The 25423-nt window shown below is 41.5% G+C and carries 25 protein-coding genes; 16 read left to right on the forward strand and 9 right to left on the reverse strand.

The window, feature by feature from the left end; translation table 11 throughout:
* Positions 1-147: 147 nt before the first annotated feature.
* Positions 148-948, forward strand: coding sequence for a transporter substrate-binding domain-containing protein (locus K5Q29_RS05870; RefSeq protein ID WP_105139038.1), 801 nt, complete (start codon positions 148-150; stop codon positions 946-948).
* A gap of 171 nt (positions 949-1119) precedes the next feature.
* Positions 1120-1920 (forward strand): transporter substrate-binding domain-containing protein, encoded by an 801-nt coding sequence (locus K5Q29_RS05875; protein ID WP_024385261.1) that lies wholly within the window; start codon positions 1120-1122, stop codon positions 1918-1920.
* Positions 1921-2046: 126 nt separating this feature from the next.
* On the opposite strand, the gene glgB is transcribed toward K5Q29_RS05875, so the two are convergent.
* The 5 genes from glgB to K5Q29_RS05900 all read right to left on the reverse strand — a co-directional run bounded on the left by glgB (position 2047) and on the right by K5Q29_RS05900 (position 8742).
* On the reverse strand, positions 2047-3885 hold the full coding sequence (glgB, locus tag K5Q29_RS05880) for a 1,4-alpha-glucan branching protein GlgB (RefSeq protein WP_221877048.1): 1839 nt from the start codon (positions 3883-3885) through the stop codon (positions 2047-2049).
* 72 nt (positions 3886-3957) lie between these two features.
* Positions 3958-5403, reverse strand: coding sequence for a glycogen synthase GlgA (gene glgA / locus K5Q29_RS05885; protein WP_024385259.1), 1446 nt, complete (start codon positions 5401-5403; stop codon positions 3958-3960).
* Positions 5404-5411: 8 nt separating this feature from the next.
* Positions 5412-6527 carry a glucose-1-phosphate adenylyltransferase subunit GlgD gene (gene glgD, locus K5Q29_RS05890; protein ID WP_024385258.1) on the reverse strand — a complete coding sequence of 372 codons (1116 nt, stop codon included), beginning with the start codon at positions 6525-6527 and terminating at the stop codon, positions 5412-5414.
* A gap of 12 nt (positions 6528-6539) precedes the next feature.
* Positions 6540-7667 (reverse strand): glucose-1-phosphate adenylyltransferase, encoded by a 1128-nt coding sequence (locus tag K5Q29_RS05895; RefSeq protein WP_002935156.1) that lies wholly within the window; start codon positions 7665-7667, stop codon positions 6540-6542.
* Between the two features lie 163 nt (positions 7668-7830).
* Positions 7831-8742 carry a LysR family transcriptional regulator gene (locus K5Q29_RS05900; RefSeq protein WP_012775137.1) on the reverse strand — a complete coding sequence of 304 codons (912 nt, stop codon included), beginning with the start codon at positions 8740-8742 and terminating at the stop codon, positions 7831-7833.
* Between the two features lie 214 nt (positions 8743-8956).
* Between K5Q29_RS05900 and K5Q29_RS05905 the strand changes: the two genes are divergently transcribed.
* From K5Q29_RS05905 to K5Q29_RS05970, 14 genes are all read left to right on the forward strand, one after another.
* On the forward strand, positions 8957-9730 hold the full coding sequence (locus tag K5Q29_RS05905) for a dihydroorotate dehydrogenase electron transfer subunit (protein ID WP_239515190.1): 774 nt from the start codon (positions 8957-8959) through the stop codon (positions 9728-9730).
* A 9-nt stretch (positions 9731-9739) separates the two neighbouring features.
* The gene (locus K5Q29_RS05910; RefSeq protein WP_105139011.1) at positions 9740-10681 is read left to right on the forward strand and encodes a dihydroorotate dehydrogenase; all 942 of its coding nucleotides are present in this window, start codon (positions 9740-9742) and stop codon (positions 10679-10681) included.
* Between the two features lie 164 nt (positions 10682-10845).
* Positions 10846-11541 (forward strand): orotidine-5'-phosphate decarboxylase, encoded by a 696-nt coding sequence (gene pyrF / locus K5Q29_RS05915; protein ID WP_105139012.1) that lies wholly within the window; start codon positions 10846-10848, stop codon positions 11539-11541.
* Positions 11534-11860 carry an inorganic diphosphatase gene (locus K5Q29_RS05920; protein WP_105139013.1) on the forward strand — a complete coding sequence of 109 codons (327 nt, stop codon included), beginning with the start codon at positions 11534-11536 and terminating at the stop codon, positions 11858-11860. Before pyrF ends, K5Q29_RS05920 begins: the two co-directional genes overlap by 8 nt.
* 137 nt (positions 11861-11997) lie before the next feature.
* Positions 11998-12630 (forward strand): orotate phosphoribosyltransferase, encoded by a 633-nt coding sequence (gene pyrE / locus K5Q29_RS05925; RefSeq protein WP_105139014.1) that lies wholly within the window; start codon positions 11998-12000, stop codon positions 12628-12630.
* Between the two features lie 108 nt (positions 12631-12738).
* Positions 12739-13665, forward strand: coding sequence for a glycosyltransferase family 2 protein (locus K5Q29_RS05930; protein ID WP_013730366.1), 927 nt, complete (start codon positions 12739-12741; stop codon positions 13663-13665).
* Between the two features lie 9 nt (positions 13666-13674).
* Positions 13675-14328, forward strand: coding sequence for a uracil-DNA glycosylase (locus K5Q29_RS05935; protein ID WP_105139015.1), 654 nt, complete (start codon positions 13675-13677; stop codon positions 14326-14328).
* Between the two features lie 39 nt (positions 14329-14367).
* Positions 14368-15636: a dihydroorotase gene (locus K5Q29_RS05940; RefSeq protein WP_105139016.1), complete on the forward strand. Its 1269-nt coding sequence runs from the start codon at positions 14368-14370 to the stop codon at positions 15634-15636.
* Positions 15637-15767: 131 nt separating this feature from the next.
* The gene (gene nt5e / locus K5Q29_RS05945; RefSeq protein ID WP_221877050.1) at positions 15768-17882 is read left to right on the forward strand and encodes a cell surface ecto-5'-nucleotidase Nt5e; all 2115 of its coding nucleotides are present in this window, start codon (positions 15768-15770) and stop codon (positions 17880-17882) included.
* Positions 17883-17933: 51 nt separating this feature from the next.
* A complete protein-coding gene (locus K5Q29_RS05950; protein WP_105139018.1) occupies positions 17934-18581 on the forward strand; it encodes a nucleoside triphosphate pyrophosphatase in 648 nt (215 codons plus the stop codon).
* 266 nt (positions 18582-18847) lie between these two features.
* Complete coding sequence (locus tag K5Q29_RS05955) at positions 18848-19336, forward strand: YkgJ family cysteine cluster protein (RefSeq protein WP_002936504.1); 489 nt, start codon at positions 18848-18850, stop codon at positions 19334-19336.
* A 99-nt stretch (positions 19337-19435) separates the two neighbouring features.
* Positions 19436-20287: a ribosome biogenesis GTPase YlqF gene (gene ylqF, locus K5Q29_RS05960; protein ID WP_105139020.1), complete on the forward strand. Its 852-nt coding sequence runs from the start codon at positions 19436-19438 to the stop codon at positions 20285-20287.
* Positions 20274-21047 carry a ribonuclease HII gene (locus K5Q29_RS05965; RefSeq protein ID WP_105139021.1) on the forward strand — a complete coding sequence of 258 codons (774 nt, stop codon included), beginning with the start codon at positions 20274-20276 and terminating at the stop codon, positions 21045-21047. The genes ylqF and K5Q29_RS05965 overlap by 14 nt, the downstream gene beginning before the upstream one ends.
* Before the next feature lie 2 nt (positions 21048-21049).
* Positions 21050-22060 carry a YdcF family protein gene (locus K5Q29_RS05970; protein ID WP_105139022.1) on the forward strand — a complete coding sequence of 337 codons (1011 nt, stop codon included), beginning with the start codon at positions 21050-21052 and terminating at the stop codon, positions 22058-22060.
* Between the two features lie 33 nt (positions 22061-22093).
* Here the strand turns inward: K5Q29_RS05970 and K5Q29_RS05975 are convergent, their stop codons facing one another.
* From K5Q29_RS05975 to K5Q29_RS05990, 4 genes are all read right to left on the reverse strand, one after another.
* Positions 22094-22744 carry a hemolysin III family protein gene (locus tag K5Q29_RS05975; protein ID WP_105139023.1) on the reverse strand — a complete coding sequence of 217 codons (651 nt, stop codon included), beginning with the start codon at positions 22742-22744 and terminating at the stop codon, positions 22094-22096.
* Positions 22734-23285, reverse strand: coding sequence for a DUF1836 domain-containing protein (locus tag K5Q29_RS05980; RefSeq protein ID WP_105139024.1), 552 nt, complete (start codon positions 23283-23285; stop codon positions 22734-22736). The genes K5Q29_RS05975 and K5Q29_RS05980 overlap by 11 nt, the downstream gene beginning before the upstream one ends.
* A gap of 109 nt (positions 23286-23394) precedes the next feature.
* Positions 23395-25047, reverse strand: a complete 1653-nt coding sequence (locus tag K5Q29_RS05985; RefSeq protein ID WP_105139025.1) for an FAD-dependent oxidoreductase — start codon at positions 25045-25047, stop codon at positions 23395-23397.
* 9 nt (positions 25048-25056) lie between these two features.
* The gene (locus K5Q29_RS05990; RefSeq protein ID WP_105120912.1) at positions 25057-25380 is read right to left on the reverse strand and encodes a rhodanese-like domain-containing protein; all 324 of its coding nucleotides are present in this window, start codon (positions 25378-25380) and stop codon (positions 25057-25059) included.
* Between the last annotated feature and the right edge of the window lie 43 nt (positions 25381-25423).

Below are 25423 nucleotides of genomic sequence, written 5' to 3' on the forward strand. Positions count from 1 at the left end.
AAGTTGGCAAATGTATAAAAACGACATAAAATGTTTTTATCTTTCAAAAAAGGAGAAAAAATATGCATTTTACTACAATGAAAGTCCGATGTTTTATATAAAAATGGTATAAGTATGCACAGGATTGTTTTAAAGGAGAATATGATGATGAAAAAATATATTATGACAGGCTTGGTTTTACTGGCAACGATGCCCCTAAGCGCTTGTAGTGGAAATGCTACTCAAGAAGATACTTCTTTGAAAGATGTTCAGGAAAAGGGAAAATTAATTGTTGCATTGAATCCAGAATTTCCACCATTTGAGTTTAGAACACTGGTTGATGGCAAAGATACAATCGTTGGAGCTGACATTGAGCTTGCAAAAGCCATTGGTCAAGAATTGGGTGTAGAAGTCGAATTTTCAGCGATGAGTTTTGATAATGTTTTGAACAATGTCCAGTCAGAGCAATCGGATATTGCTATTTCAGCCACTGAAGAGCGTGCAAAAGTGTATGATTTTTCCATTCCTTACTACACCTCAACCAATAAAGTTATTATAAATAAAGAGGATCTTGCACAATATACATCGCTTGATTCTCTAGCTGAGGCAAATATAGGAGCACAAAAAGGTTCTATTCAAGAACAAATCGTTAAAGAACAGCTTCCGTCTTCCACGGTTATTGCTCTGGCTTCGAACGGAGAGCTGATTAATCAATTAAAATCACAGAAGGTAGAAGCAGTTATTTTTGAAGAGCCGATTGCGAAAGCCTATGTTGCCAAAAATGATGATTTGGTTATTTTAGATACTGAGATAAAAAGTAGCTATTCAGATGCCTATGCTATTGCCTTGCCAAAAGGAAGTACAGCCTTAAAGGAAAAAGTTGACTCTGTCATTACAAAACTAGTGGAATCTGGACAGATGGATCAATTTGTTCAAGAAGCCTATGAATTATCCATTGCCAACAATTAAATTTTATACAATTAAAGTGAATAAAAATAACAATTTCTTGACAAATGTATAAAAATGAATTAAAATGAGAATACATTCTGAAAAACCGCAAGAAAATACAATGAAAATCAAAAAGCTTGTGTTTTTTAGAATAAGTATTTTATTAAAATAAAGAGAAGGTATTTAGGAAATATGAAAAAAATCTTGGCATTAGTAGCAACAGTTTTAGCAGGACTGACATTGGCAGCTTGTTCTTCGACGTCATCACAATCCGCATTAGATAAAATTAAAGAAAAAGGTACATTGGTAGTGGCAACTAGTCCAGACTATGCTCCATTCGAGTTTCAGGCACTAGTTGATGGAAAGAATGAAGTTGTTGGTGCAGATATTATGTTGGCTCAAAAAATAGCCGACGAACTTGGGGTCAAGCTTGAAGTTTCAGCAATGAGTTTTGACAATGTATTGTCTAGCGTTCAAAATGGCAAAGCTGATATTGCAATTGCTGGTCTATCGTATTCGGAAGAGCGTGCAAAAGTTTTTGATTTCTCTGAAAGTTACTATCAAATTTCTGATGTCTTACTTATCAAAAAAGATAGCGCCAATTCACTCACTTCAATTGATGCTATGAGCGGGAAGACTCTTGCGGTACAAAAGGGGTCAACACAGGAAGCCTACGCACAGGAAAATATTAGTCAAGCTAACCTAATTTCTTTAACCTTGATGGGTGAAGCTGTAAATGAGCTCAAATCAGGAAAAGTTGATGCTATTTTAATGGATTCTCCAGTTGCTGCTGGTTATGTTTCACAGAATTCAGATTTAGCCGTTGCATCCGTTGAATTTCCAACGATTGATGAAAATTCGAAAGTCATTGCTTTGCCAAAAGGTAGTACAGAACTAAAAACTGCGATAGACAAGGTTATCGCAGAAGTAAAAGCAAGTGGTGAGTTTGATACTTTCCTTGAGAAAGCTGCAACATATACAAGTGTTGAATAAGAGAAAGGAACAATCATCGGAAACGGTGGTTGTTTTTTCATGCAAAAAGAATGGAATAAGTGAGCCACACCCCAAAAGTTAGACAGAAAATTGGGGTCGGTTCAATACTCCATTCTTTATAGATAATTATTTCACACGCTCTAGATAAAAACTGGTCAAACGTGGTACAGTAATTCTAGCTCCATTTTCATCGGGATAGAGGCTAAATGTGTTCATTGGAATAGCATTAGATGAGAAGACAAGTTTATATTCGCTGTCAGCTGGCAAATCCAAGTGTACATCAAATAGTTCTTGATCATTAAAGTTATGAATGGTCAAGATTTCTTGCTCATCGCTAGTGCGAGAAAAAGCATACAGGCTTGCTTCTTCATCTATTTTTACCCAATTAAATCCTTTTTCATAGGCTTGATAGTCATATTTCCAGAAAGCATCATGTTCTTTATAGAAAGTAGATAATGTTTTCATCATTTGATAGAAAGAATGGTGGATTGGAAATTGTAGCAGTCCCCAGTCCATTTCTGTATATTCGTGCCATTCACGGATATGCCCCCATTCATTTCCCATGAAGAGTAATTTCTTTCCAGGATGGGCAAAGTAAAAGCTGTAGTAGACTCGAGCCAGATGGAACTTATCTTCGTAGTCGCCATTCATCTTCTCGATAATGGAGTGCTTCCCATGAACAACTTCGTCGTGCGAAAGTGGTAGTAAGAATTGCTCGTTTTGGTTATAGTACATACCAAAAGTGATTTCATTTGAGTGATATTTTCGATAAATAGCAGGGCGTTCCACGAATTTTAGTGTATCATTCATCCAGCCCAGATCCCATTTCATGTCAAATCCAATACCGCCATCTTCTAGAGAATGTGTGACTTTAGGGAAGCTTGAAGAATCTTCAGCAATCATCAAGACTCCCTTATAGTCGGTATGGACCATGGCGTTGACACGTTTGATAAAGTCAATAGCGGCATGATTTATCTTATCTTCATCTGTTTCACCACGCCAATAGAGGAGATAAGATAGTGCATCAACACGGATGCCATCAAAATGGAAATATTCCAACCAATATTTTAAATTAGAAAGAAGGAAAGAACGAGTCAGTCCTTTTCCAAGGTCAAAATTAGCAGTCCCCCACTGGTGGTTTTCACGGTCTTGTTCGTAGGAGTATTCGTATAGCCAACTACCATCAAATTGGTAGAGCCCATGAGCATCTTTACAGAAATGAAGTGGTACCCAGTCAAGAATCACTCCGATTCCTACTTGGTGACATTGGTCAATTAAATACTTAAGTTCATCTGGCTTGCCATAGCGACTAGTTGGACTGTAGTAGCCTGTTACCTGATAGCCCCAAGACGCATCGAGAGGATGCTCGGTAATTGGCAATAATTCAATATGTGTGTAGTTATTTTCCCTGATATGTTCGATGAGAAGTGGAGTAATTTTCTTATAACTATTGAAAGCTTCTACAGGAGCTCCTCCTTCATTCTTATTAGCAAATTTTTGCTTCCACGAACCTAAGTGCACCTCGTAGATGGATACTGGCTGTTCTTTAAAATCATAGTTAACACGATTATACATCCAGAGGTCATCTTTGAATTTATAACGCGAATTGTAGGTTGTAGAGGCAGTGTCTGGACGAACTTGGCTGAAAAATGCATAAGGGTCAGCCTTATATATTTCACGTCCATCGTGTGTGATAATCAGGTATTTATAATCTTCAAGGGATTTTAATCCGTCTACATAAAGTTGAAACACTCCATCAATTTCACGCTCCATAGAGTGACTGCGTTGCCACTCATTAAAGTTGCCAACTAAGAATACTTCTCTGGCATTTGGGGCATAGACACGAAATTGGGTTCCGATAATTTTGTTTCCTTCTTTTATAATATGAGCACCCATTTTTTCGTAAAGAGTGGTATGCTCACCAGCATTCATATAATATAAATCTAGGTCAGTAAATTCTGTCATAGCAATCTCCATCGCCGAAAAGGAGTGGACTAGGATCACACTCCGATTCAGTTTATTTTTTCATCTTATTTCCTAACCACTAATTTCACGGTAGAGCCAGATGTATTTCTCTGCCGAAGCTGTCCAACTAAAATCACGCTTCATAGCTTGTTCAACCATGGCATGCCAGTCATCGGGACGATCATAGTAGGTTTGAAGGGCTAAATCATAGACTTGTCGCATATTGTAAGCGTCACGCCCTCCAAAGCTAAAACCAGTTCCTTCCTTGGTAGACATATTGTATGGTGCTACAGTATCAACCAATCCACCTGTTTCACGCACTAGAGGGAGCGTTCCGTAATGCATTGAAATCAACTGGCTAATGCCGCATGGTTCAAACATAGAAGGCATGAGGAAGAGATCGCTTGCTGCATAAATTTGGTGGGCAAGTGGTTCATTGTAACCACGGTAGAATGCAAATTTATCAGGATAAGCGTGTTTAAAGTGATTAAAGGCATTTTCAATGTCTTCCTCACCATTGCCTAAGATAACAAATTGGACATGGGCTTGAAGAAGATGGCCAAGTACCTCGGTCAAGAGATAGAACCCTTTTTGCCATGTCAAACGAGAGACGATACCTATCAATAGGACATTCTCATCTTGTGGAAGGGCAAATTGTGCTTGCAGGGCCAGTTTATTAGCCTTTTTACTTTCAATCGTTTCAAGACTATAATTTCTCACAAGGTACTGGTCTGTTTGACTATCCCAACTATCATAGTCGATACCATTGACAATGCCAACCAAGTCATATTTGCGTAACTCTAGTACATGTTGCATGTTTTCGCCGAATTCTTCCGTTAGGATTTCGCGAGCATAAGTTTCAGAAACTGTAGTAACCTTGTCAGCATATAGGATACCAAGCTTCATGAAGCTGATACATTCATCATGAAAACGTGCAATACCATCCAAATAGTAGCTATAGTCCATGCCAAGCGCTGACCAAAGCGCTTGTTTATGGAAAATTCCCTGAAAAGCCAAGTTATGAATAGTGAATACATGCTTGATATTGCGGAATTCTTCGCGGTAGCTATAGAAAGTACGGCAAAGAAATGGAAGGGCAGCAGTGTGCCAGTCATGTGTGTGCATGACATCCGGGAAGAAATGAAGTGCTTCCAACAGACGACATGTAGCATGTTGGAAATAGCCAAAACGCATGGCATCATCGTCATATCCATATAGTTCATCGCGTTCAAAGAAATCGCGGTGCTCAATAAAATAGAATGTTACTCCATCAACAACCTGACTGTAAACATTTGCCATAGATTGGATGTCGCCAGCCCGCACATCAAAACTTGATACGTAATCGAAATCAGAGTGATTGTTTACTGCAATTTTTTTGTAGAGTGGTAGAACGACTCGGACATCTAAACCCTGTTTTACCAATTCTTTTGGCAAAGAGCCAATAACATCAGCCAATCCGCCAGTCTTGATGAACGGAAGCCCCTCGGATGCTACAAAGAGAACAGATTTTTTTGTCATGTTAGCTCCTAAATGATTTGGTGTGGTTTCAAGTATGAAGGCGAAGTTTCGCTTCCCTTGATGTCAATTGGGTGAATAATTTTAGTTGCTTTATCGATAATTGCATTTTCAATATTTGCTCCACTCTTGATTGTCACGCCGTTGAGAATGATTGAGTTTTTGATAACAACGCCTTCTTCGATGATAACATCGCGGTCAATGACTGAATTTTCGACTTGACCATTGATGTTCGCCCCGTTTGAAATTAGGCTACGTTTGACCTCTGCCAATGGACCATACAAACATGGTGAGCTATCACTTGTTTGGGTATGGATTGGCCAATCATGTTTGAAGAGGAGTTTGCGGGTATCTTGGTCGATCAATTCAATTTGAGTATTGAAGTAGGAAGCAGTCGTATTGATACATGCGACATAATCACGATGTGCATAGCCCATAATCTTATACTGGTCAACTGTATCACGTAAAATATCTTTTAACCAGTAGAGAGATGACACTTTGTTAGCGCGTTTAATCAAGTCGATAAATGTAGTCCGTTTCATAATGTAGGCTTCAAGGGAAACGGGACGGTTTTTATATTTACCATGGTTTTCCTCAAAAGCTACGATACGACGGTCTTCACCAAATTTGAGAGTTTGGCAGCCGATGAAATTTTCTTTAGCATCTGAAACGTTTTTATAAAGAACGGTAATATCAGCATCCGTTGCGATATGGTCATCCATGACTTTTGAAAAATCCTGGCTATAGATGAAGTAAGATGGAGCAACTAGCACATAATCTTTTGTAGAATTTTCGATGTAGTGGATGTTCTCTGTGAAGGCATTAATATCATGACGATAGACGCTATTTGGGTCTGTTGCACTATTGAGCAAGCGAAGGGTACCGCGTTTGCTGTTGATATTATAGTGTTTTCCTGTACCAACGTGCTGAATTGTTGAACGCATTTCGGCAGGCATGTACACTTGGAATTCTGTAATTCCAGAGTTTGACATATTGGATAGAGCAAAGTCAATTAGGCGATAACGACCTAAGAAACCGAAAGCTTGTACGCCACGGTGCTTCATCACGTCACCAAAATGTACGTTGTTTCCTTCAATATTTACAATTCCGAGAGTATTTCTTAGCATAGCAGTCCTTTCTTACTTGGTTACATTCTTGTCAATCAAGAGGATATGATCGATGTCTCCTGTGAGTTTAACTCCGTCAGCAATTTTAATATTTTCAGCGACGATGACGTAGTCAAGCTCAACACCTTCGCCGATAATAGCACCAGGCAGGACGACAGAATTTTTTACGACGGCATTTTGGTTGACCTGTACATCTGTTGAAATAACAGAATGTTCTACTGTACCATCAATAACTGCTCCTTTATCAATATAGGCAGATTTAACAGTTGCAGTCGCACCAATGACTTGGGCAGGAGATCCCTTATCCTCTGAATAGATTCTCCATGAGCGATCAGAAAGGTCCAAATCTCCAGCGTGATCAATCAAGTCCATATTGGATTCCCAGAGGCTGTTAACGGTTCCTACGTCTTTCCAATAACCACGGAATGGATGGGCAATGAGAGTGCGGCCATCTTCTAAGTATTTTGGAATGATGTCGTGCCCAAAATCGTGAGATGAAGTGTCCAATTTGTCATCTTCTTGAAGGTACTTTTTCAAGGTCTTCCAAGTGAAGATATAGATACCCATTGATGCCAAATTGCTCTTAGGATTTTCTGGTTTTTCTTCAAATTCTTCAATACGGTAATCTTCGTCCGTATTCATGATACCAAAACGTGAAGCTTCTTTGATTGGAACTTCGATAACCGCAATCGTGGCATCTGCTTTTTTCTGAATATGTGTATCAAGGAGTTTGTCGTAGTTCATCTTATAGATGTGGTCACCAGACAAAATCAATACGTACTCTGGATCGTGAAGATCAATGAAATCAATGTTCTGTGTAATAGCGTCGGCTGTACCTTTGTAAAGTCCGAAACCTTCGATTTTTTCACTCGGTGGCAATACAAAGACACCAGATCCTTGTACATCAAGCCCCCAACGTTGAGATTGAGCAACGTATGAGTTCAAGAGAACAGGCTCATACTGAGTCAAAACTCCGACAATATCAATACCTGAGTTGGCACAGTTACTGAGGGGAAAGTCAATAATGCGGTACTTTCCGCCAAATGCGACCGCTGGTTTGGCGACTTTTTTTGTCAACCCTTCTAGACGTGTTCCACGTCCACCAGCAAGAATCATAGCTAACATTTTATTTTGAGCCATCTAACCACTCCTTAATATATATGATACATGTATTATAGCATAGAGTATAAAAAAATGAAAGCGTTTCCTTAAAGAAAAATGAATTATTTTCATTTTTCTTTTCAACGTCTTTCATAAATGTATCATAACATATTGTATTTTGCTTGTATATATAAAATGGTATTTATTTTTGGTCGAATTTTACCTCTTCAAGTAGGTAATTGATAAATTTTTCTCCCATGTCGGACAGCAATGCCTTTTCGTGTTGGATATAGACCAATTCGATTTCATCGTCAAATTCCAGAGGAATGGATACAATATTATCTCCGTTAAGATTTGAATTGAGGATACCTGTTGCGATTGTATAGCCATCCAGACCGATTAAGAGATTGAAGAGAGTGGCACGGTCAGATACGACAATCGATTTTTTATGGTGTTCCTGGGCTAGAATTTCTTCTGCAAAGTAGAAGGAGTTGTGAATACCTTGCTCGTAGCTGAGATAGGGGAAATCTACCAAATCATCGAGAGTGATTGACTTTCTTTGTGCCAAAGGATTGGTTTTGCTGACAAATACATGTGGTTTGGCAGTGAAGAGAGTTGTATAGGATAGTCGATTGTCATCCAAAAGTTTCAGCAGGACATCACGGTTGAAATGGTTGAGGAAAAGCACTCCGATTTCTGAGCGGAAATTCTTAACGTCATCAATGATTTCCCAGGTCCGTGTTTCACGTAGGAAGAGTTCATAATCTTCCATTTCAGTTTCTTTCAAAAGCGAGACAAAGGCGTTGACGACAAAGGCATAGTGTTGAGAAGAGACGCTAAATAGTTGACGTTTTGCATTCGGATTTTTATAGCGGTCTTCCAATAGTTCGGTCTGCTCAACAATTTGACGAGCGTAGGAAAGAAACTCCATGCCATCCTTTGTCAGGGTAATGCCCTTAGAATTACGGAAAAAGATTTTAATTTTCATTTCTTTTTCCAAGTCTCGTACAGCGTTGGAAAGGCTGGGTTGGGTAATGAAAAGTTGCTTGGCAGCCTCATTCATACTGCCTGTTTCTGCAATTTTGATAATATAGTATAATTGTTGGATTCTCATACCTCTATTGTAACATGATTTGACAAATTATTCTAAAAAATGTATAATGCTGAGAATATATCCTTTAACTGAGTCCAGAGAGGCGAAGAAGGGAACGTGATAAATAGGGCAAATGCTGCCTTCTTTTCGTGTAACCTTGCTAGCCAGCAAGGTTTTTTTCTCTATATCGACTTTCTTGTTTTCTGTGTCATTGTTATATAGAATAGGAGAAAAGATGATTTTAAAAGAACGGGTGTTACTGGTGGACCAAGTCCAACTAGCGCCGCGAATTTTTGCTATGACCTTGCAGGGGGATATGGTCCAAGATATGAAAATGGGGCAGTTTATCCATATTCGTGTCCCAGATGATTCCATGCTCTTGCGGAGACCAATATCTATTTCCGAGATTGATAGGAATAAGGCTCAATGTCGGATTATTTACCGAGTGGAAGGTCAAGGGACGGAAGTCTTTTCGAAAATGACTGTTGGGCAGTATTTGGATGTTATGGGACCGCTTGGGAAAGGGTTTGAAATAGGCTTTCTCAAGGAAGGAGACCAGATTCTCATCATTGGTGGAGGTATCGGAGTTCCTCCTTTAGTTGAGGTTGCCAAACAGGCTGCGGAACGTGGTGTCAAGGTCACGTCAGTCATTGGCTTTGCCAATAAAGAGGCTGTCATTTTGGAAGAAGAATTATCAAATTATGGCCAAGTCCAAGTCACAACGGACGATGGTTCCTATGGGCAGAAAGGCACGGTTGCACGTGTGGTGGAAGAGCTAACAGACGAGTTTGCGGCTATCTACTCATGTGGGGCGCCTGCTATGATGAACTATGTTGACCAACGATTTCAGGACCATCCTCATGCCTACATCTCGCTGGAAGCCCGTATGGCCTGTGGCATGGGAGCATGCTACGCCTGTGTGGTCAAACCTAAAGAGGGCCAGGAGCATGAAAACAAGCGTGTCTGTAAAGAAGGACCTGTTTTCGCGACAGGCAGCTTGATTTTGTAGGAGGTTAAAATGACAAAACGATTAGCGATTTCTCTGCCTGGTTTGGACTTGAAAAATCCGATTATTCCAGCCTCAGGTTGCTTTGGTTTTGGTCAGGAGTATGCAGACTACTATGACCTTAACCAGCTTGGTTCCATTATGATTAAGGCGACTACTCGGCATCCTCGTTATGGCAATGCGACTCCCCGTGTGGCCGAAACGCCAGCAGGTATGCTCAATGCCATTGGACTTCAAAATCCAGGTGTTGACGCCGTCTTATCCGAAAAATTACCCTGGCTAGCGCAACATTTTCCAGACCTGCCAATCATTGCCAATGTAGCAGGTTTTTCCGATGAAGAATATGCTTATGTGTCAGGGAAAATTTCAAAGGCTCCAAACGTGAAAGCCATTGAGCTGAATATTTCCTGTCCCAATGTGGACCATGGCAATAATGGTCTTTTGATTGGACAGGTGCCAGAATTGGCTTACCAAGCAGTAAAAGCAGCGGTAGAAGCTTCATCTGTACCTGTTTATGTTAAGCTGACACCAAGTGTGGCAGACATAACCCTGTTGGCCAAGGCTGCTGAGGATGCTGGAGCGACTGGCTTGACGATGATAAATACCTTGGTTGGTATGCGATTCAATCTCAAAACTCGACAACCAATCTTGGCAAATGGTACAGGAGGAATGTCAGGCCCAGCAGTTTTTCCGGTTGCTCTCAAACTCATTCGTCAGGTTGCTCAGATGACTGATTTACCGATTATTGGTATGGGTGGTGTGGATACGGCGGACAAGGCTATAGAGATGATGGTTGCAGGAGCTTCAGCTGTAGGGGTAGGAACAGCCAACTTTACAGACCCATTTGCTTGTCCAAAGATTATTCAAGACTTACCAAAACGCATGGAAGTTTATGGTATTGATAGTTTGGAAGGTTTACGCCGAGAAATCAGACATAGCTTGGGTAAGCGTTGACAAAGGTAAAATAAAAGAGTAATATAAAGAAAATATCTCCTTTAACTAAGTCCAGAGAGGCTAGGAAGGTGTCATGTAATAGGCTTGAAAGGTGATTTTCAAGCTGAATTCGTGCACATCCCTGACCGATTTGGCAGGGATTTTTGTGTAAATGAAAGGATTTTATGAAAGAAACAAGACCAATTATTGCCCTTGACTTTGCAGGTAAAGAAGAAGTTCAGTCTTTTCTGGAACAGTTCCCACCAGATGAGAAACTCTATGTAAAGGTTGGAATGGAGTTGTATTATGCGGAGGGACCAGGTATTATCAATTATTTGAAAGGCTGCGGTCACAGTATTTTTCTAGATTTGAAACTGCATGATATTCCTAATACCGTCGAGTCTGCTATGAAAGTCTTGGCAAAACTCGGTGTGGATATGACTAACGTTCACGCTGCTGGTGGTGTTGAGATGATGCGGGCAGCACGAAGGGGATTGGGTAAGGATGCTGTTTTAATAGCGGTCACTCAGTTGACCTCTACCTCAGAGGAGCAGATGAGAACAGACCAGAATATACAGACTAGTTTGCAGGAAGCGGTTGTTCATTATGCTCAAAGAGCACAAGAAGCTGGTCTTGATGGGGTGGTTTGTTCAGCGCATGAGGTGGCTTTGATTAAAGATGCCACAAGTTCTGATTTTGTGTGCCTGACGCCAGGGATTCGTCCGACTGGCGGTGAAGTAGGCGATCAGAAACGAGTTATGACACCAGCAGATGCTGCTCAAATCGGTAGTGATTACATCGTAGTAGGTCGCCCGATTACAAAATCAGAACAACCTTACCAGACCTATTTGTCTATTAAAGAGGAATGGAATCGTGGATAAGGTTTATCAGGTTGTCATCGATAGACCTATCGGGTATATTGATAAATTTGGCAACCAGTACCCCATCAATTACGGCTACATTCCAAATCTATTGGCTGGAGATGGTGAAGAGCAAGATGTTTACATCATTTCCAAAGCTGTTCGGCAGCCTTTGACAGCTTTCGAGGGGAAATTGGTCGCGATTATCCATCGCAGAGATGATGTTGAGGATAAATGGGTTCTGACAGGTCTTGATGAAAAACTTACCGTGACAGAAATAAAAGAGAAAACCAATTTCATTGAACAGTATTTTAATTCATGGATTGAAATGGTGGACTAGGAGAAATCTGTAAGAATTCAACAGGGATAAATATAGTTTTTTGTAGGGTTCATAGATTGAACCAATACTTTAGGAGTGACAGGCTATTCGGCGGGATGGTCATGTTGGAATGGTACGCATTTAGAAGGAGGTCTATTATGACACTAGCAACAGAAATCGCATCACACTTATTGGATATTAAGGCAGTTCATCTGCGCCCTGAAAAGCCGTTTACATGGGCATCAGGTATCAAATCCCCTATCTATACAGATAATCGTATTACACTATCTTATCCTGAAACTCGAAATTTGATTGAAGATGGCTTTGTCCAACGTATTGAAGAAGAATTTCCTGAGGTTGAGGTGATTGCCGGAACGGCCACAGCAGGTATTCCCCATGGTGCTATCATTGCAGATCGGATGAATTTGCCATTTGCTTACATCCGTAGCAAACCCAAAGACCATGGTGCAGGGAATCAGTTAGAGGGGCGCATCGTCAAGGGACAAAAAATGATTGTCGTTGAAGACTTGATTTCTACTGGAGGGTCTGTTCTAGATGCCGTAGCAGCAGCTGAGCGCGAAGGCGCTGACGTTATTGGTGTTGTGGCAATCTTTACTTATGAATTGCCGAAGGCAGATCGTAATTTTGACAATGCTGGCGTGAAATTGGTGACGCTCAGTAATTATTCAGAGTTAATCAAAGTCGCAAAAGTACAGGGATATATCAATGCAGATGGTTTGAATCTGCTTAAAAAGTTCCGTCAAAATCAAGAAACTTGGCAGGAAGACTAGATTTAAAACGAGCCCACGCACGATTTCTGGGAACTTATCCTGTAAAATGGTATAATAGTCTCTAACGTATTTTGAGAATACAATAATTGACCGTATGAGGAGAAGAACATGATTTCAGTTATCGTGCCTTGTTTTAATGAAGAAGAGGCAATTCCCTATTTTTACGATGCTATGGAGAAAGTTCGTAAGGAGATGGGGGAACAATTTGAGTATATTTTTGTCAATGATGGTTCAAAGGATAGGACATTAACGGTTTTACGCCAATTGTCTGGTCAAGACCGAGCTGTTCGCTATCTTTCCTTTTCAAGGAATTTCGGGAAAGAAGCTGCTCTCTATGCAGGTCTACAAGCTGCGCAAGGTGAGCTAGTGACTGTCATGGATGTTGATTTGCAAGATCCACCTGAAATGTTGATGGAAATGAAGGCTATGTTGGATGGAAATCCAGATTTAGATTGCGTTGGAACTCGTCGTGTCAGTCGTGATGGTGAGCCACCGATTCGTAGCTTTTTTGCGAAATTATTCTACAAATTGATGAATAAAATCAGCCAGGTCGAGGTAGTAGACGGTGCCCGTGATTTCCGTCTCATGCGTCGTCACATGGTAGATGCTATTCTATCTGTGTCTGAATACAATCGCTTTTCAAAAGGCATTTTTGCTTGGGTTGGATTCGAGACAGAATACTTGCCATATGAAAATGTCGAGAGGGTCGCTGGTGAAACTAGTTGGTCTTTCTGGAAATTGCTTTCTTATTCTATTGAAGGAATCATCAATTTTTCAGATACACCTTTGAATATTGCCTCCTATACAGGTTTCTTTACCTTCCTGTTGTCGCTAGTTCTAATGGTTTTTGTGGTTTTCAAAACCTTGGTGTTCGGAGATCCTACAATTGGCTGGCCGTCGACTATTTGTATCATCCTATTTTTGGGAGGTCTGCAGTTGATGACCATTGGTATTCTCGGTAAATATTTGGCAAAAGTTTTCTTGGAAACGAAGAAACGTCCGATTTATATTGTTAAAGAGAAAAGTTCAAACTAGGAGCAGTTTATGGAACATTCAGCTTGGCACGAATTGATAAAGGCGCAGTTGCCAGAACATTATTTTGGTAAGATCAATCAATTTTTGGACCATGTTTATGCAAGTGGAACAGTTTATCCGCCTCGGGAAAAGGTATTTGCTGCCATTCAAACAACGGATTTGGAAGAGGTTAAAGTAGTTATTTTGGGACAGGATCCCTATCACGGACCTGGTCAGGCACAGGGCTTGTCATTTTCTGTTCCGAACTCGGTACCAGCTCCGCCATCTCTTCAAAACATCTTAAAAGAATTGACGGATGATATTGGCGTCAAACAAGATCATGATTTGACAGCATGGGCGGAACAAGGTGTGCTTTTGCTCAATGCTTGTTTAACTGTTCCAGCAGGTCAGGCAAATGGACATGCAGGGCAAATCTGGGAGCCTTTTACGGACGCTGTTATTAAGGTGGTCAATAGCTTAGACCAGCCTGTCGTCTATATTCTTTGGGGTGCTTATGCTCGCAAGAAAAAGGCGTTGATAACCAATCCAAAACATTTGGTTATCGAATCTGCTCATCCAAGTCCTCTTTCAGCCTATCGAGGTTTCTTTGGAAGCAAGCCCTTCTCACAAGCAAATGCTTACTTGACTTCACAAGGCAGAACAGGAATTGATTGGCTTCGATAGTAGATAGTAATGGCTTTGGTACTACAAAGGAGAATAGGAATGTTATTAGTGAAAAATGGTCGAGTATTGGATCCGCAATCTGGTTTAGACAAGGTTTGCGACATCTTGATGGACGGAAGTAAGATTGTTAAGATTGCGGAGTCGATTTCTGCTGACGTTGAACAGGTGATTGATGCGACAGGATTAGTCGTTTCTCCTGGTTTGGTCGATGTTCATGTGCATTTTCGGGAGCCTGGTCAGACCCATAAAGAAGATATTCATACAGGAGCTCTTTCTGCGGCAGCGGGTGGTTTTACTTCTGTTGTCATGATGGCTAATACTAGTCCGACGATTTCAAATGTTGAAACCTTAAAAGAAGTATTGGATTCCGCTAAAAAAGAAGCTATTCATATTTATAGTGTGGCAACCATTACAGATCATTTCGATGGGCAAAATCTGACCGATTTTCCTACTTTGCTAGAAGCTGGAGCGGTGGCCTTTTCGGACGACGGTATTCCTTTGACAAATGCTGGCGTGGTTAGACAAGCTATGAAACTAGCCAAAGAGCAGGGCTGTCTCATCAGCCTGCATGAAGAAGACCCTGACCTGAATGGTGTCTTGGGATTAAACGAGCAAGTAGCTGAAAAACATTTTCATGTTTGTGGAGCAACTGGCGTAGCAGAATACAGCATGGTCGCTCGCGATGTCATGATTGCCTATGAAACGGGTGCGCGTGTTCATATCCAGCATCTATCCAAAGCCGAGTCGGTCAAGGTGGTTGAATTTGTTCAAGGTCTCGGAGCAAACGTCACGGCAGAAGTAGCCCCCCAACATTTTTCACGAACTGAGGACTTACTTCTAACAAAAGGTGCCAATGCTAAGATGAACCCTCCGCTACGATTAGAAAGTGATCGCTTGGCTGTGATTGATGGGTTGAAATCTGGTGTTATCTCTGTCATTGCGACGGATCATGCTCCTCATCACGCAGATGAGAAAAATGTAGAAGATCTCACAAAGGCCCCATCAGGAATGACAGGCTTGGAAACCTCGCTTTCACTTGGTTTGACGCATCTGGTGGAAGAAGGGCATCTGACACTCGTGCAATTGCTGGAGAAAATGACGATTAATCCAGCCAAGCTCTATGGTCTTGATGCTGGCTATCTTGCTGAAAATGGCCCAGCTGATCTTGTTATTTTTGACCCAAATGCAAATCGGTTGGTTACAGCGGATTTTGCCTCGAAGTCTGCTAATTCTCCGTTTGTTGGTGATAGTCTGAAAGGACAGGTCCTTTACACCATTGCAAATGGACAAATAGTATTTGGTAAATAGGAAATGAGCGGATTAGATAGCTAATTTGCTTATTTCGAACCTTTTTGATATGTAAGCGTTTTTAATGTTTTTTGTTTTTCTGTAAAAAGTGTATAATAGTACTATAAGTAATACCAAAGGAAGGTTAATTTATGAAAAAGAAAAAAATCTTGTTGCCTGTAATGTCCACACTCTTGTTGGCTCCATTTGTTTTAGCTCAACAAGTACAAGCTGCTGAGACAACAACTGCAGCTACCACAACCAATCAACCAGCAACGACTGATGCAACTGCTACGGTACCAGCAACGTCCGTTAAAAACGTAGCAACGGAGGAAACTGTTGTCCCTGCTGCGGAAGAAACAGTAGAGGCAGTCATTATCCACACAAACGACGTTCACGGTCGCATTCTTGAAGAAAAGAATGTCATCGGTGACGCTAAGGCTGCGGCAGTCATTGAAGAAGAACGTGCCAAAGTAGAGAATACAATTGTAGTAGATGCTGGTGATGCCTTCCAAGGACTTCCAATTTCCAACTCTACAAAAGGTGAAGACCGCGCCAATATCATGAACCAAGTCGGCTATGATGCAATGGCTGTTGGTAACCATGAATTTGACTTTGGGATGGATCAAGCAATCAAGTACAAGGAAACCTTGAACTTCCCGCTATTGAGTGCTAACACTTACGTTAATGGCGCTCGTGTTTTTGAAGCTTCAACTATCGTCGATAAAACTCCAACTGTTGTAGGTGATGAATTTGTAGTTATCGGTGTAACAACACCTGAAACTGCTACAAAAACCCATCCGAAAAATGTTGAGGGAGTAACATTTACCGACCCAGTCACAGAAGTCAATAAAGTGATTGACGAAGTGGAAGCACGTGCTCTAGCAGATAACCGTGTTTACAAGAACTATATCATTCTAGCTCACCTAGGTGTCGATTCTACAACGCCTGTTGAATGGAGAGGCTCAACTCTTGCTGAAGCACTTTCTAAAAATAGTAAATTAGCTGGTAAACGTGTTATTGTTATCGACGGTCATTCCCACACGGTAGAAGCGACTACCTATGGAGATAACGTTACTTATAATCAAACAGGCTCTTACTTGAACAATATCGGTAAAGTAACCTTGAAATCCGATAAATTATTGGGTGAAGCTAGTTTGATTTCTGCCGCGGATACTAAAAATGTGTCGCCAAATGCTAAAATTGCAGCCTTAGTTGATGAAATTAAAGCAAAATATGAAGCTGAAAATGCTCAAGTAGTTATTGAAAATAACCCCGTGGAATTAAACGGAGACCGCTCAAACGTGCGTGTTCGTGAAACCAACTTGGGGAATGCAGTGACGGATGCAATCTATGCCTATGGTCAAACAGGATTTTCAAACAAAACTAGCCTTGCTGTGACTAACGGTGGTGGTCTACGTGCAACAATTGCTAAAGATCAGCCTGTTACAAAAGGTGATATTATTGCAGTCTTGCCATTTGGTAACATTGTTTCTCAAATCACTGTGACTGGTCAGCAAATTTATGATATGTTTACCAAGTCTTTATCATCTACCTTGCAAGTGAATCCAGAAACTGGCGAGATGCTTTTAGATGAAAATGGCATGCCACTCTTTGAAGCTAGTGGTGGATTTCTACACATTTCAGGAGCAAATGTATTCTACGATCCAACTCTTCCTGTAGAAGAACGTGTTCTTCTTATCGGTATTCTTAATCCAGAGACTGGCGAATATGACGCCTTGGATCTTGAAAAAACGTACTATTTAGCAACAAATGACTTCCTTGCTGCTGGTGGTGACGGCTACACAATGCTTGGAGGAGCACGAGAAGAAGGTCCTTCAATGGACAGTGTCTTTGCTGAATACCTAAAGACAGCTGACTTATCAGCTTATGAGGTTGTCAACCCATATTCACGTATCATTCCTGTAAATTCAAGCATTGATACGGATGAAGATGGCTACCCAGACTTTATCGAGATTTTATTGGATACTGATCCAGAAAATCCAGCCTCAAATCCAGAAACTGTTCCAGCCGAAAATACAGATTCACCATCTAATCAAGTACAAAATACTTCGGCAACTGACAAGAAGGTCCCAGTTGATTCTCCAAAAGTAGGAGATAAAAAATCAGAAGTAGCAAGTCCAGTAAAAACTACAAAAGCAGGAGTCTTGCCAAATACTGGTGACCAGATGAATCTGACGCTCAGCCTGTTTGGTTTAGGTCTTGCAGGACTGGCCATGGCAGTAGGTCGTAGAAAAGAAAATTAATCAATCATCTGAAAACAGGGTCTTCGGACTCTGTTTTTGACTGGAGGAAACATGCAAACTGTATTTCAATATCAAAAAGAGGGGGATCGTGAGCAGATTAGTTCTTACGTTCTGCTTAGCAACTCCCCACGTCGTAAACAATTATTGGGATTTTTACAACCACAAATCGCATCAGTTGAAGTGGATGAGCGTAGTATCGAAGAACATTTTATGAAACAATTCGCTACAGATGATTTTCTCACTCGAGCTGCAAAAACCTGTTGTGAAATTTCCAAAGCCAAATCGGACATGGATTTGGTAACTGGCCATCTCTACATTTCTGCGGATACAATCGTCGTGTCAGATGGGAAAATTTTTAACAAACCTCAAGATTTGACAGAAGCTGAAACCATGTTACGTTCCTATTTTGGAAAGAGCCATCACGTTGTAACATCTGTCTGCCTACGGACAAGTCACTCACTGGATGTTTTTTATACGGTTGCACAGATTGATTTTGTGGACTATTATCCAGCCCTTGAAGAGGTTATTCAGTCGTATATCCGTGAAAAGCAGCCACTGGATAAGGCCGGTGCCTACGGTATTCAGGAGCTTGACCCACGCTTTGTGGCAGGTATTTCTGGGGATGTTCACACCATTATTGGTCTACCTGTAGCCGAAGTTTCCCGCAGGATTTTTGGGAGTGGGAAAGAACTCTACTAATCGAAAAAGAGTTCGTCTTCCCACCCCCGCACAGCTCAAACTGTCTGGGAGACAGTTTGAGGTTGGAGATAGAGCGAACTTTGTTCGCAACAGTCGTAACGGTCAGATTTGGAGTGTGAAACGCGAACAAATCTGCCAATCAACCACTGCGCTGAGATGTTGACACTAACCTTATTAAGTGATGCTATAATTTAGCTCAGCATTTTGAAAAATAGCAGAGCTCAATAGCTAGTTTGTGGTATAATAGTGGTCGAAAAGGAGAGTTTATGACCGTCGACATTGAAAGATACAAGCAATTGGCCCAGCAGAAGCAAGGAGAACATCGAAAATTTCTAGCAAATTTGAAGAAAAAAGCACCTAAAAATTTGGATAGAATTGTTCAAGATATTCATGCCGAAGTATTTTCTGAAATCGACTGTACAGAGTGTGCCAACTGTTGTAAAACGTTGGGACCGCTCTTTACAGAAGCAGATATTACCCGAATTGCCAAGCATTTGCGTATGAAACTTCCAGTTTTTGAGGACATGTACTTGCGTGTGGATGAGGATGGAGATAAGGTATTTCAATCCATGCCCTGTCCCTTCCTTGGAGGCGATAATCTATGTAGTATCTATGACGCTCGTCCCAAAGCCTGTCGAGAATTTCCGCATACTGACCGCAAGAAGATTTATCAAATCAACAATTTAACAATAAAAAATACTCTGATTTGTCCCGCAGCCTATCTCTTTGTCGAAAAGTTACGGGAGAGAATTTAAGAGGAACAAGTAAGACAAAATATTGATTTTCTGCTATAATAATAAAAAAACAAGCCGTTTTTACGGCTTTTTTCAATGAATCATATTTAGGAGGACCCCATGGCAACAATTCAATGGTTTCCGGGCCACATGTCAAAAGCTCGCAGGCAGGTGCAGGAGAACATCAAGCACGTTGATTTCGTGACTATTTTGGTCGATGCCCGCCTGCCCCTATCCAGCAAAAACCCTATGTTGACCAAGATTGTTGGCGACAAGCCCAAGCTCATGATTCTCAATAAGGTCGATTTGGCTGACCCTATTCGTACCAAAGAATGGCAGAGCTACTTTGAAGGTCAGGGTATTCGCACCCTGGCTATCAACTCAAAAGAGCAAGCGACGGTGAAAAAAGTGACCGACGCAGCCAAGAGTCTGATGAAAGACAAGATTGAACGTCTCCGCGAAAGAGGGATTCAAAAGGAGACCTTGCGAACCATGATTATCGGTATTCCAAACGCTGGAAAATCCACCCTCATGAACCGTCTGGCTGGTAAGAAAATCGCCGTTGTCGGCAACAAACCAGGTGTGACCAAAGGTCAACAGTGGCTCAAGTCAAACAAGGATCTTGAAATCCTTGATACACCAGGTATTCTCTGGCCTAAGTTTGAGGACCAGGAAGTTGGACTGAAGTTGGCTCTGACTGGTGCGATTAAGGACCAGCTCTTGCCTATGGACGAAGTCACTATTTTTGGTTTGGACTATTTCAAGGCCAACTACCCAGAACGCCTGCAAGAGCGGTTCAAGGGCATGGATTTGGAGCAGGAAACGCCTGAACTCATCATGGATTGGGCCAAGAAATTGGGCTTCCGTGATGATTATGACCGTTTTTACAACCTCTTTGTCAAGGATGTTCGAGACGGGCGTTTGGGCACCTATACATTAGACAGGGTGAGTGACTTAGATGGCAACGATTAAGGAAGTGACTGCTCTGCTGGCTCAGGTGGACAGTCTAGACAGCCCTGCCTGGTTGGAACTAGCTCAGGATGATCGAGCAGGGGTCCAGGCTGCTATCAAGAAACGCCGTAAGGTGCTGGAAAAAGAAGCAGCAGAAGACGCTCGCTTAGAAGCTATGCTATGTTACGAAAAAGCCCTTTATGAAAATGGGGTGGAGTTAATCGCTGGTATCGACGAAGTCGGCCGGGGGCCTCTAGCAGGTCCTGTGGTGGCTGCGGCGGTTATCTTGCCCAAAGGGTGCAAAATCCGCTACCTCAACGACTCCAAGAAAATCCCCAAGTCCAAGCACGAGGCCATTTACCAAGAGATCATGGAACGAGCGGTGGTAGTCGGTGTGGGAATAAAAGATGCAGCTGTCATCGATCAGGTCAACATCTACGAGGCGACCAAGTTAGCCATGCTGGAGGCTTTAGGGCAGTTGAGCCAAGAGCCTGACCACTTGCTCATAGACGCCATGAAGTTGGATACACCTCTGCCGCAAACCTCTATCATCAAGGGGGATGCCAACAGTCTCTCTATCGCAGCGGCCTCTATCGTGGCCAAGGTGACGCGGGACAAGATGATGGCGGATTATGACAAGGAGTTCTCAGGCTACGGCTTCGCCAAGAATGCAGGCTATGGAACGGCAGAGCACTTGGAAGGCTTGAACAAGCTAGGCATCACGCCAATTCACCGTAAGACCTTTGAGCCCATTAAGTCTATGGTAGCAGGGGGAAACTAGTCTTGACAGTCTTTTTCTGCTTATTTTTAGCGGCTATCGGTCTGTTTGCTATCGTCTATTTCTGGGAACGGCGGTCGATTTTTATCTCACTGTTTGCCTTGAACATCCTCGTCTGGGCCTTGGCATGGATTATCTCAACAGGCATTCTCGAAAATAATGAAATCTTGCGCTTGCTGGCTATAGCCGTGGCGATGGTGCTTTTTTTAGCCTTGTTAAGTGGTCCATTTGTCTTGCTTTTCACGCTTTATCTAAATGGTTTTCAGATTTTGAAGAGAGAAGGGGTTCGCTTCCATAATTTCCTATCCATAGGACTGGCGGTTGCTCTGACTTTTTATCTCTTCATCGCTCCCTTTGTGGTTCAATCCCTTTCAGGCATCAGCTTTTTCAACATGCTGTTCGTCTACGTTGGTTTTTTGGTGTCATATGCTATTATCATCAGCATGCTCTATACCACGTCTAGCTTTGTCAATTTGGTCAATCTCTTCCCAGGCAAGCTTGATTATGTAGTGGTCTTAGGTGCTGGCCTGATTGGTGACAAGGTAACACCACTTTTGGCTTCGCGGATTGAAAAAGGCATAGCGCTCTACCAGAAACATCCTGGCAGCAAGCTCATCATGTCAGGCGGACAGGGGCCTGATGAACTCCTGGCAGAGGGGCAGGCCATGGCTAACTATGCCTTGGAACAGGGGATTCCTGCGGAAGATATTGTGATAGAAAACCAATCAACCAATACCGAGGAAAACTTGAAATTTTCCTATGCCCTGATGAAACCTGGTGGTCGCTTTGCCCTTGTAACCAATTACTATCACGTTTTCAGAGCTCTGCTATTGGCACGACAATTGAAAATCAAATGTATCGGCTATGGGGCAAAAACCAGATTTTACTTTAGCCTTAATGCCTTCATTCGGGAATTTGTTGGCTATGTGGTCATGAGCCGAAAGGCGCATTTGGTATTTTTGAGCATCGTGTCAGCCCTTTATCTGATTGGAGTGATCATCAGTTTAATGCATTAAAAAACAGCCTCTAGGTTTCTAGAAGCTGTTTTCTTATAGCATAAAGTAGACAATGGCGATATATTGCAGTGCTGAAGCCAGTAGGATAAAGAGATGCCAAATCATATGGAAATAGGGCTTTTTCTTAGCGTAGAAGAGGGCGCCAATGGTATAAGATAATCCACCAGCCAGCATCAAAATTCCGAAAACAAGTCCAGTCTTTTGAAGAATGGCTGGCAAGATAAAGACAACCAACCAGCCCATAAAGAGATAGAGAAAAAGGCTAAATTTTTCATTGATTTTTTTGGCGAAAATTTTATAGAGAATGCCAAAAATAGTTAATCCCCATTGTAAACCAACAATTAGATACCCCAACCAACCACCGACTAAGGATAGGGCAACAGGTGTGTAGCTTCCAGCGATAGCGATGTAAATCATGCTGTGGTCGATAATCCTTAGGATGTATTTGTGAGTAGAAGCGTAGGGCATGGAGTGGTAGATGGAAGAGGATAGGAACATGAGAAATAGGCTGATGACAAAGATAGTCATGCCGACCACAGCGGTCAGGTTATAATCTTGAAAAGAATGGATTGCAGTAATGGGGAGCAAGACTAACATAAGCAAGGCACCGACTGCATGGGTGACACTATTTGCGACTTCTTCGCCAAAAGACAATTTCAGACTTAATTTTAAACTAGGATTCATAGTGACTCCTTTCTAACTCCATAGTGAGTTGACGGGTTTTGTAATATAGTTTAACAGACTGGCAGGCATAACGAATGATTTCAGGCGTTTCGTTGCTTTCTTCATTTCGCATGCAGTCAACAAAATGATTGTATAAGGTTTCAGAGTTGTTCGAGTGGAGAAGAAGATTTAAGGTCTGACTGATTTCTTGAATAGAAAAGACATTTTTTAAGATGGTCAATGCTATCAAGCGGGCAACTTGCTGTTTTTGATATTTTTTCTTAACAGGTTTTTCAATCTGTTTGTGTTTGACGTAATTATTGATCATGGCAGCAGTTAATATTCTTCGAACATCAACATTTTCTGTTGTCAACTTGCCTTGATGAGCCCCAGTTTTATCATCGGCTTCATTTCCTAGGCTACTGTTGATTTTCATTGGGTATAAACTCTTTTGTTCAAGGCTTTCCTGAGAATTGACTACTTGATTAACATACAGCAGAACTTGGTCCAAATACAAATCTAAATCAGGTAATTCATTCCAGTAGGGGAGGGTTTGATTCATGATTGTCCACCTTCTTTCATCTAGTATCGGTAACTAGATTGTATAATATTCTGTATTTTATGTCAAACAAAATACCTTCTGTAACAAGTAAATACAGAAGGTCTGGTTATTATGGAAGGATAAGATTTTCAGGTAGTGCCATCTTGTAAAGGGAGTAAGCCCCGTCTAGATTTTTAACCTTAAAGCCCTTTTCTTTTAAGATACGTTCGGCAATGTACGAGCGAAGGCCACTATGGCAACTGACGATGTATTCTTTTGAAGTGTCTAGTTCTCCTAGCCGCTCACGGAGTTGGTCCAGAGGAATATGGATGAATTCTTTGAATTGCCCATTTGCGACCTCACCAGGATTGCGGACGTCTAACAAGATTTTTCCGTTTGCTAGCTCCTCGTCTAGTTGGTGCCATTGGACATTTTGACTGATGCCTTCTGCGATGTTCATGGCAGCATATCCAATCATATTGACAGGATCTTTGGCTGAACCAAATGGTGGGGCGTAGGTCAATTCTAGTTCTGGCAAATCTTCAATCGTAAGTCCAGCCTTGATGGCAGTGGCAAGGACATCAATCCGCTTATCAATACCTTTTTGACCGACTGTCTGTGCACCAAAGATTTTTCCGTCAATAGGAGAAAAAATCAGTTTCAGAACAATATCAGTCGCACCTGGATAGTAGCTTGCATGATCTTTTCCAGTTGTATGAACGACGGCATATTCATGGTCGAGTGATTGAACGGTACGTTCGATTAAACCAGTTGATGCTGCCACTAAATCAAAGACTTTGACGATAGCAGTACCGATTGAGCCTCTGTTAGTGCGAGCCAATCCAGCAATGACATCAGCTACCTGTCTTCCCTGACGGTTAGCAGGAGAGGCCAATGAAATCAAGGCATCCTGTCCTGTTATTTCTTGTTTAACTACAATGGCATCACCAACGGCGTAGATATTATCTTGATTGGTCTGATAGTTTTGGTCTACGAGTATTCCACCTCGAAGTCCTAGCTTGATTCCAGCATTTTTAGCCAGTTGACTATCGGGAGCAACACCAACTGATAAAATAGTTACATCAGATGATAGGGTCTGTCCATTAGAAAGTTCGACTACTTGACCCTTTTCACGAAAAGCAGTGACAGACTGCCCTGTGATTACTTTGACACCTTTACTTGTTAGCTCGGCTTCAACAAAATGTGCCATTTCCAAGTCAAAAGTAGGTAATACATGAGGAGCCTGTTCGACAAGAGTGACTTTTAAGCCTTTTAAGGCAAGATTTTCAGTCATTTCTAGACCGATAAATCCTGCACCGATAACAACTGCGTGACCAGACTTGATTTGGTCTAGCTTGGTCATTATCTTGTCTAAATCAGGTACGTTCCGAAGTGTGAAGAGATTTTCAGCTTCTTCAATTCCCTTTAAATTTGGGATGACAGGTTTGGCACCTGGTGATAGGATTAGTTTGTCGTAGCTTTCAATGATGTCACCGTTTGGAGTATTCACTGTAACAGTCTGCTTGTCAGCATTGATACTAATGACTTCATGGAAAGGGCGGACATCTAGATTAAAGCGTTTTTTCAAACTTTCTGGCGTTTGGAGTAATAAGCTATCATGCTCTGCTATTTCCCCAGAAATATGATAAGGTAAACCGCAGTTGGCAAAGGAAACGTATGGTCCTTTTTCAAACACAATGATTTCAGCATCTTCCATGAGACGACGCAGACGAGTAGCAGCAGACATACCGCCAGCAACCCCACCGACAATAACAATTTTCATTTAAACCTCCTAAATAATATCTCCAGTCCAGGCATTCATACCGCCTTGAACATTGACCGCTTGATAGCCTTGAGATGTTAAGTAATCTGTCGCCCGTTGGCTACGCATACCTGATTGACAGATGATCAGATAGTGTTTGTTTTTATCACCTTTAAATTGGTCGATTTGACTTAATGGCTGGTTGATAGCTTCTGGAATGTGACCACTGGCAAATTCATCAACTTCACGGACGTCCAACAATTTGGTGTTTTTATCTTCCAATACTTTTGGCAAATCTTGTAAAGATAAACTTTCTTTTTGCTTTAAAATTGTAGATAATATCTGTTTCAACATAAATACCTCTTTCATACCCCTAGGGGTATTTTAAATATAGCAG

Origin of the sequence: Streptococcus sp. 2018037 (assembly GCF_019754195.1) — a bacterium.
GTDB lineage: Bacteria > Bacillota > Bacilli > Lactobacillales > Streptococcaceae > Streptococcus > Streptococcus hashimotonensis.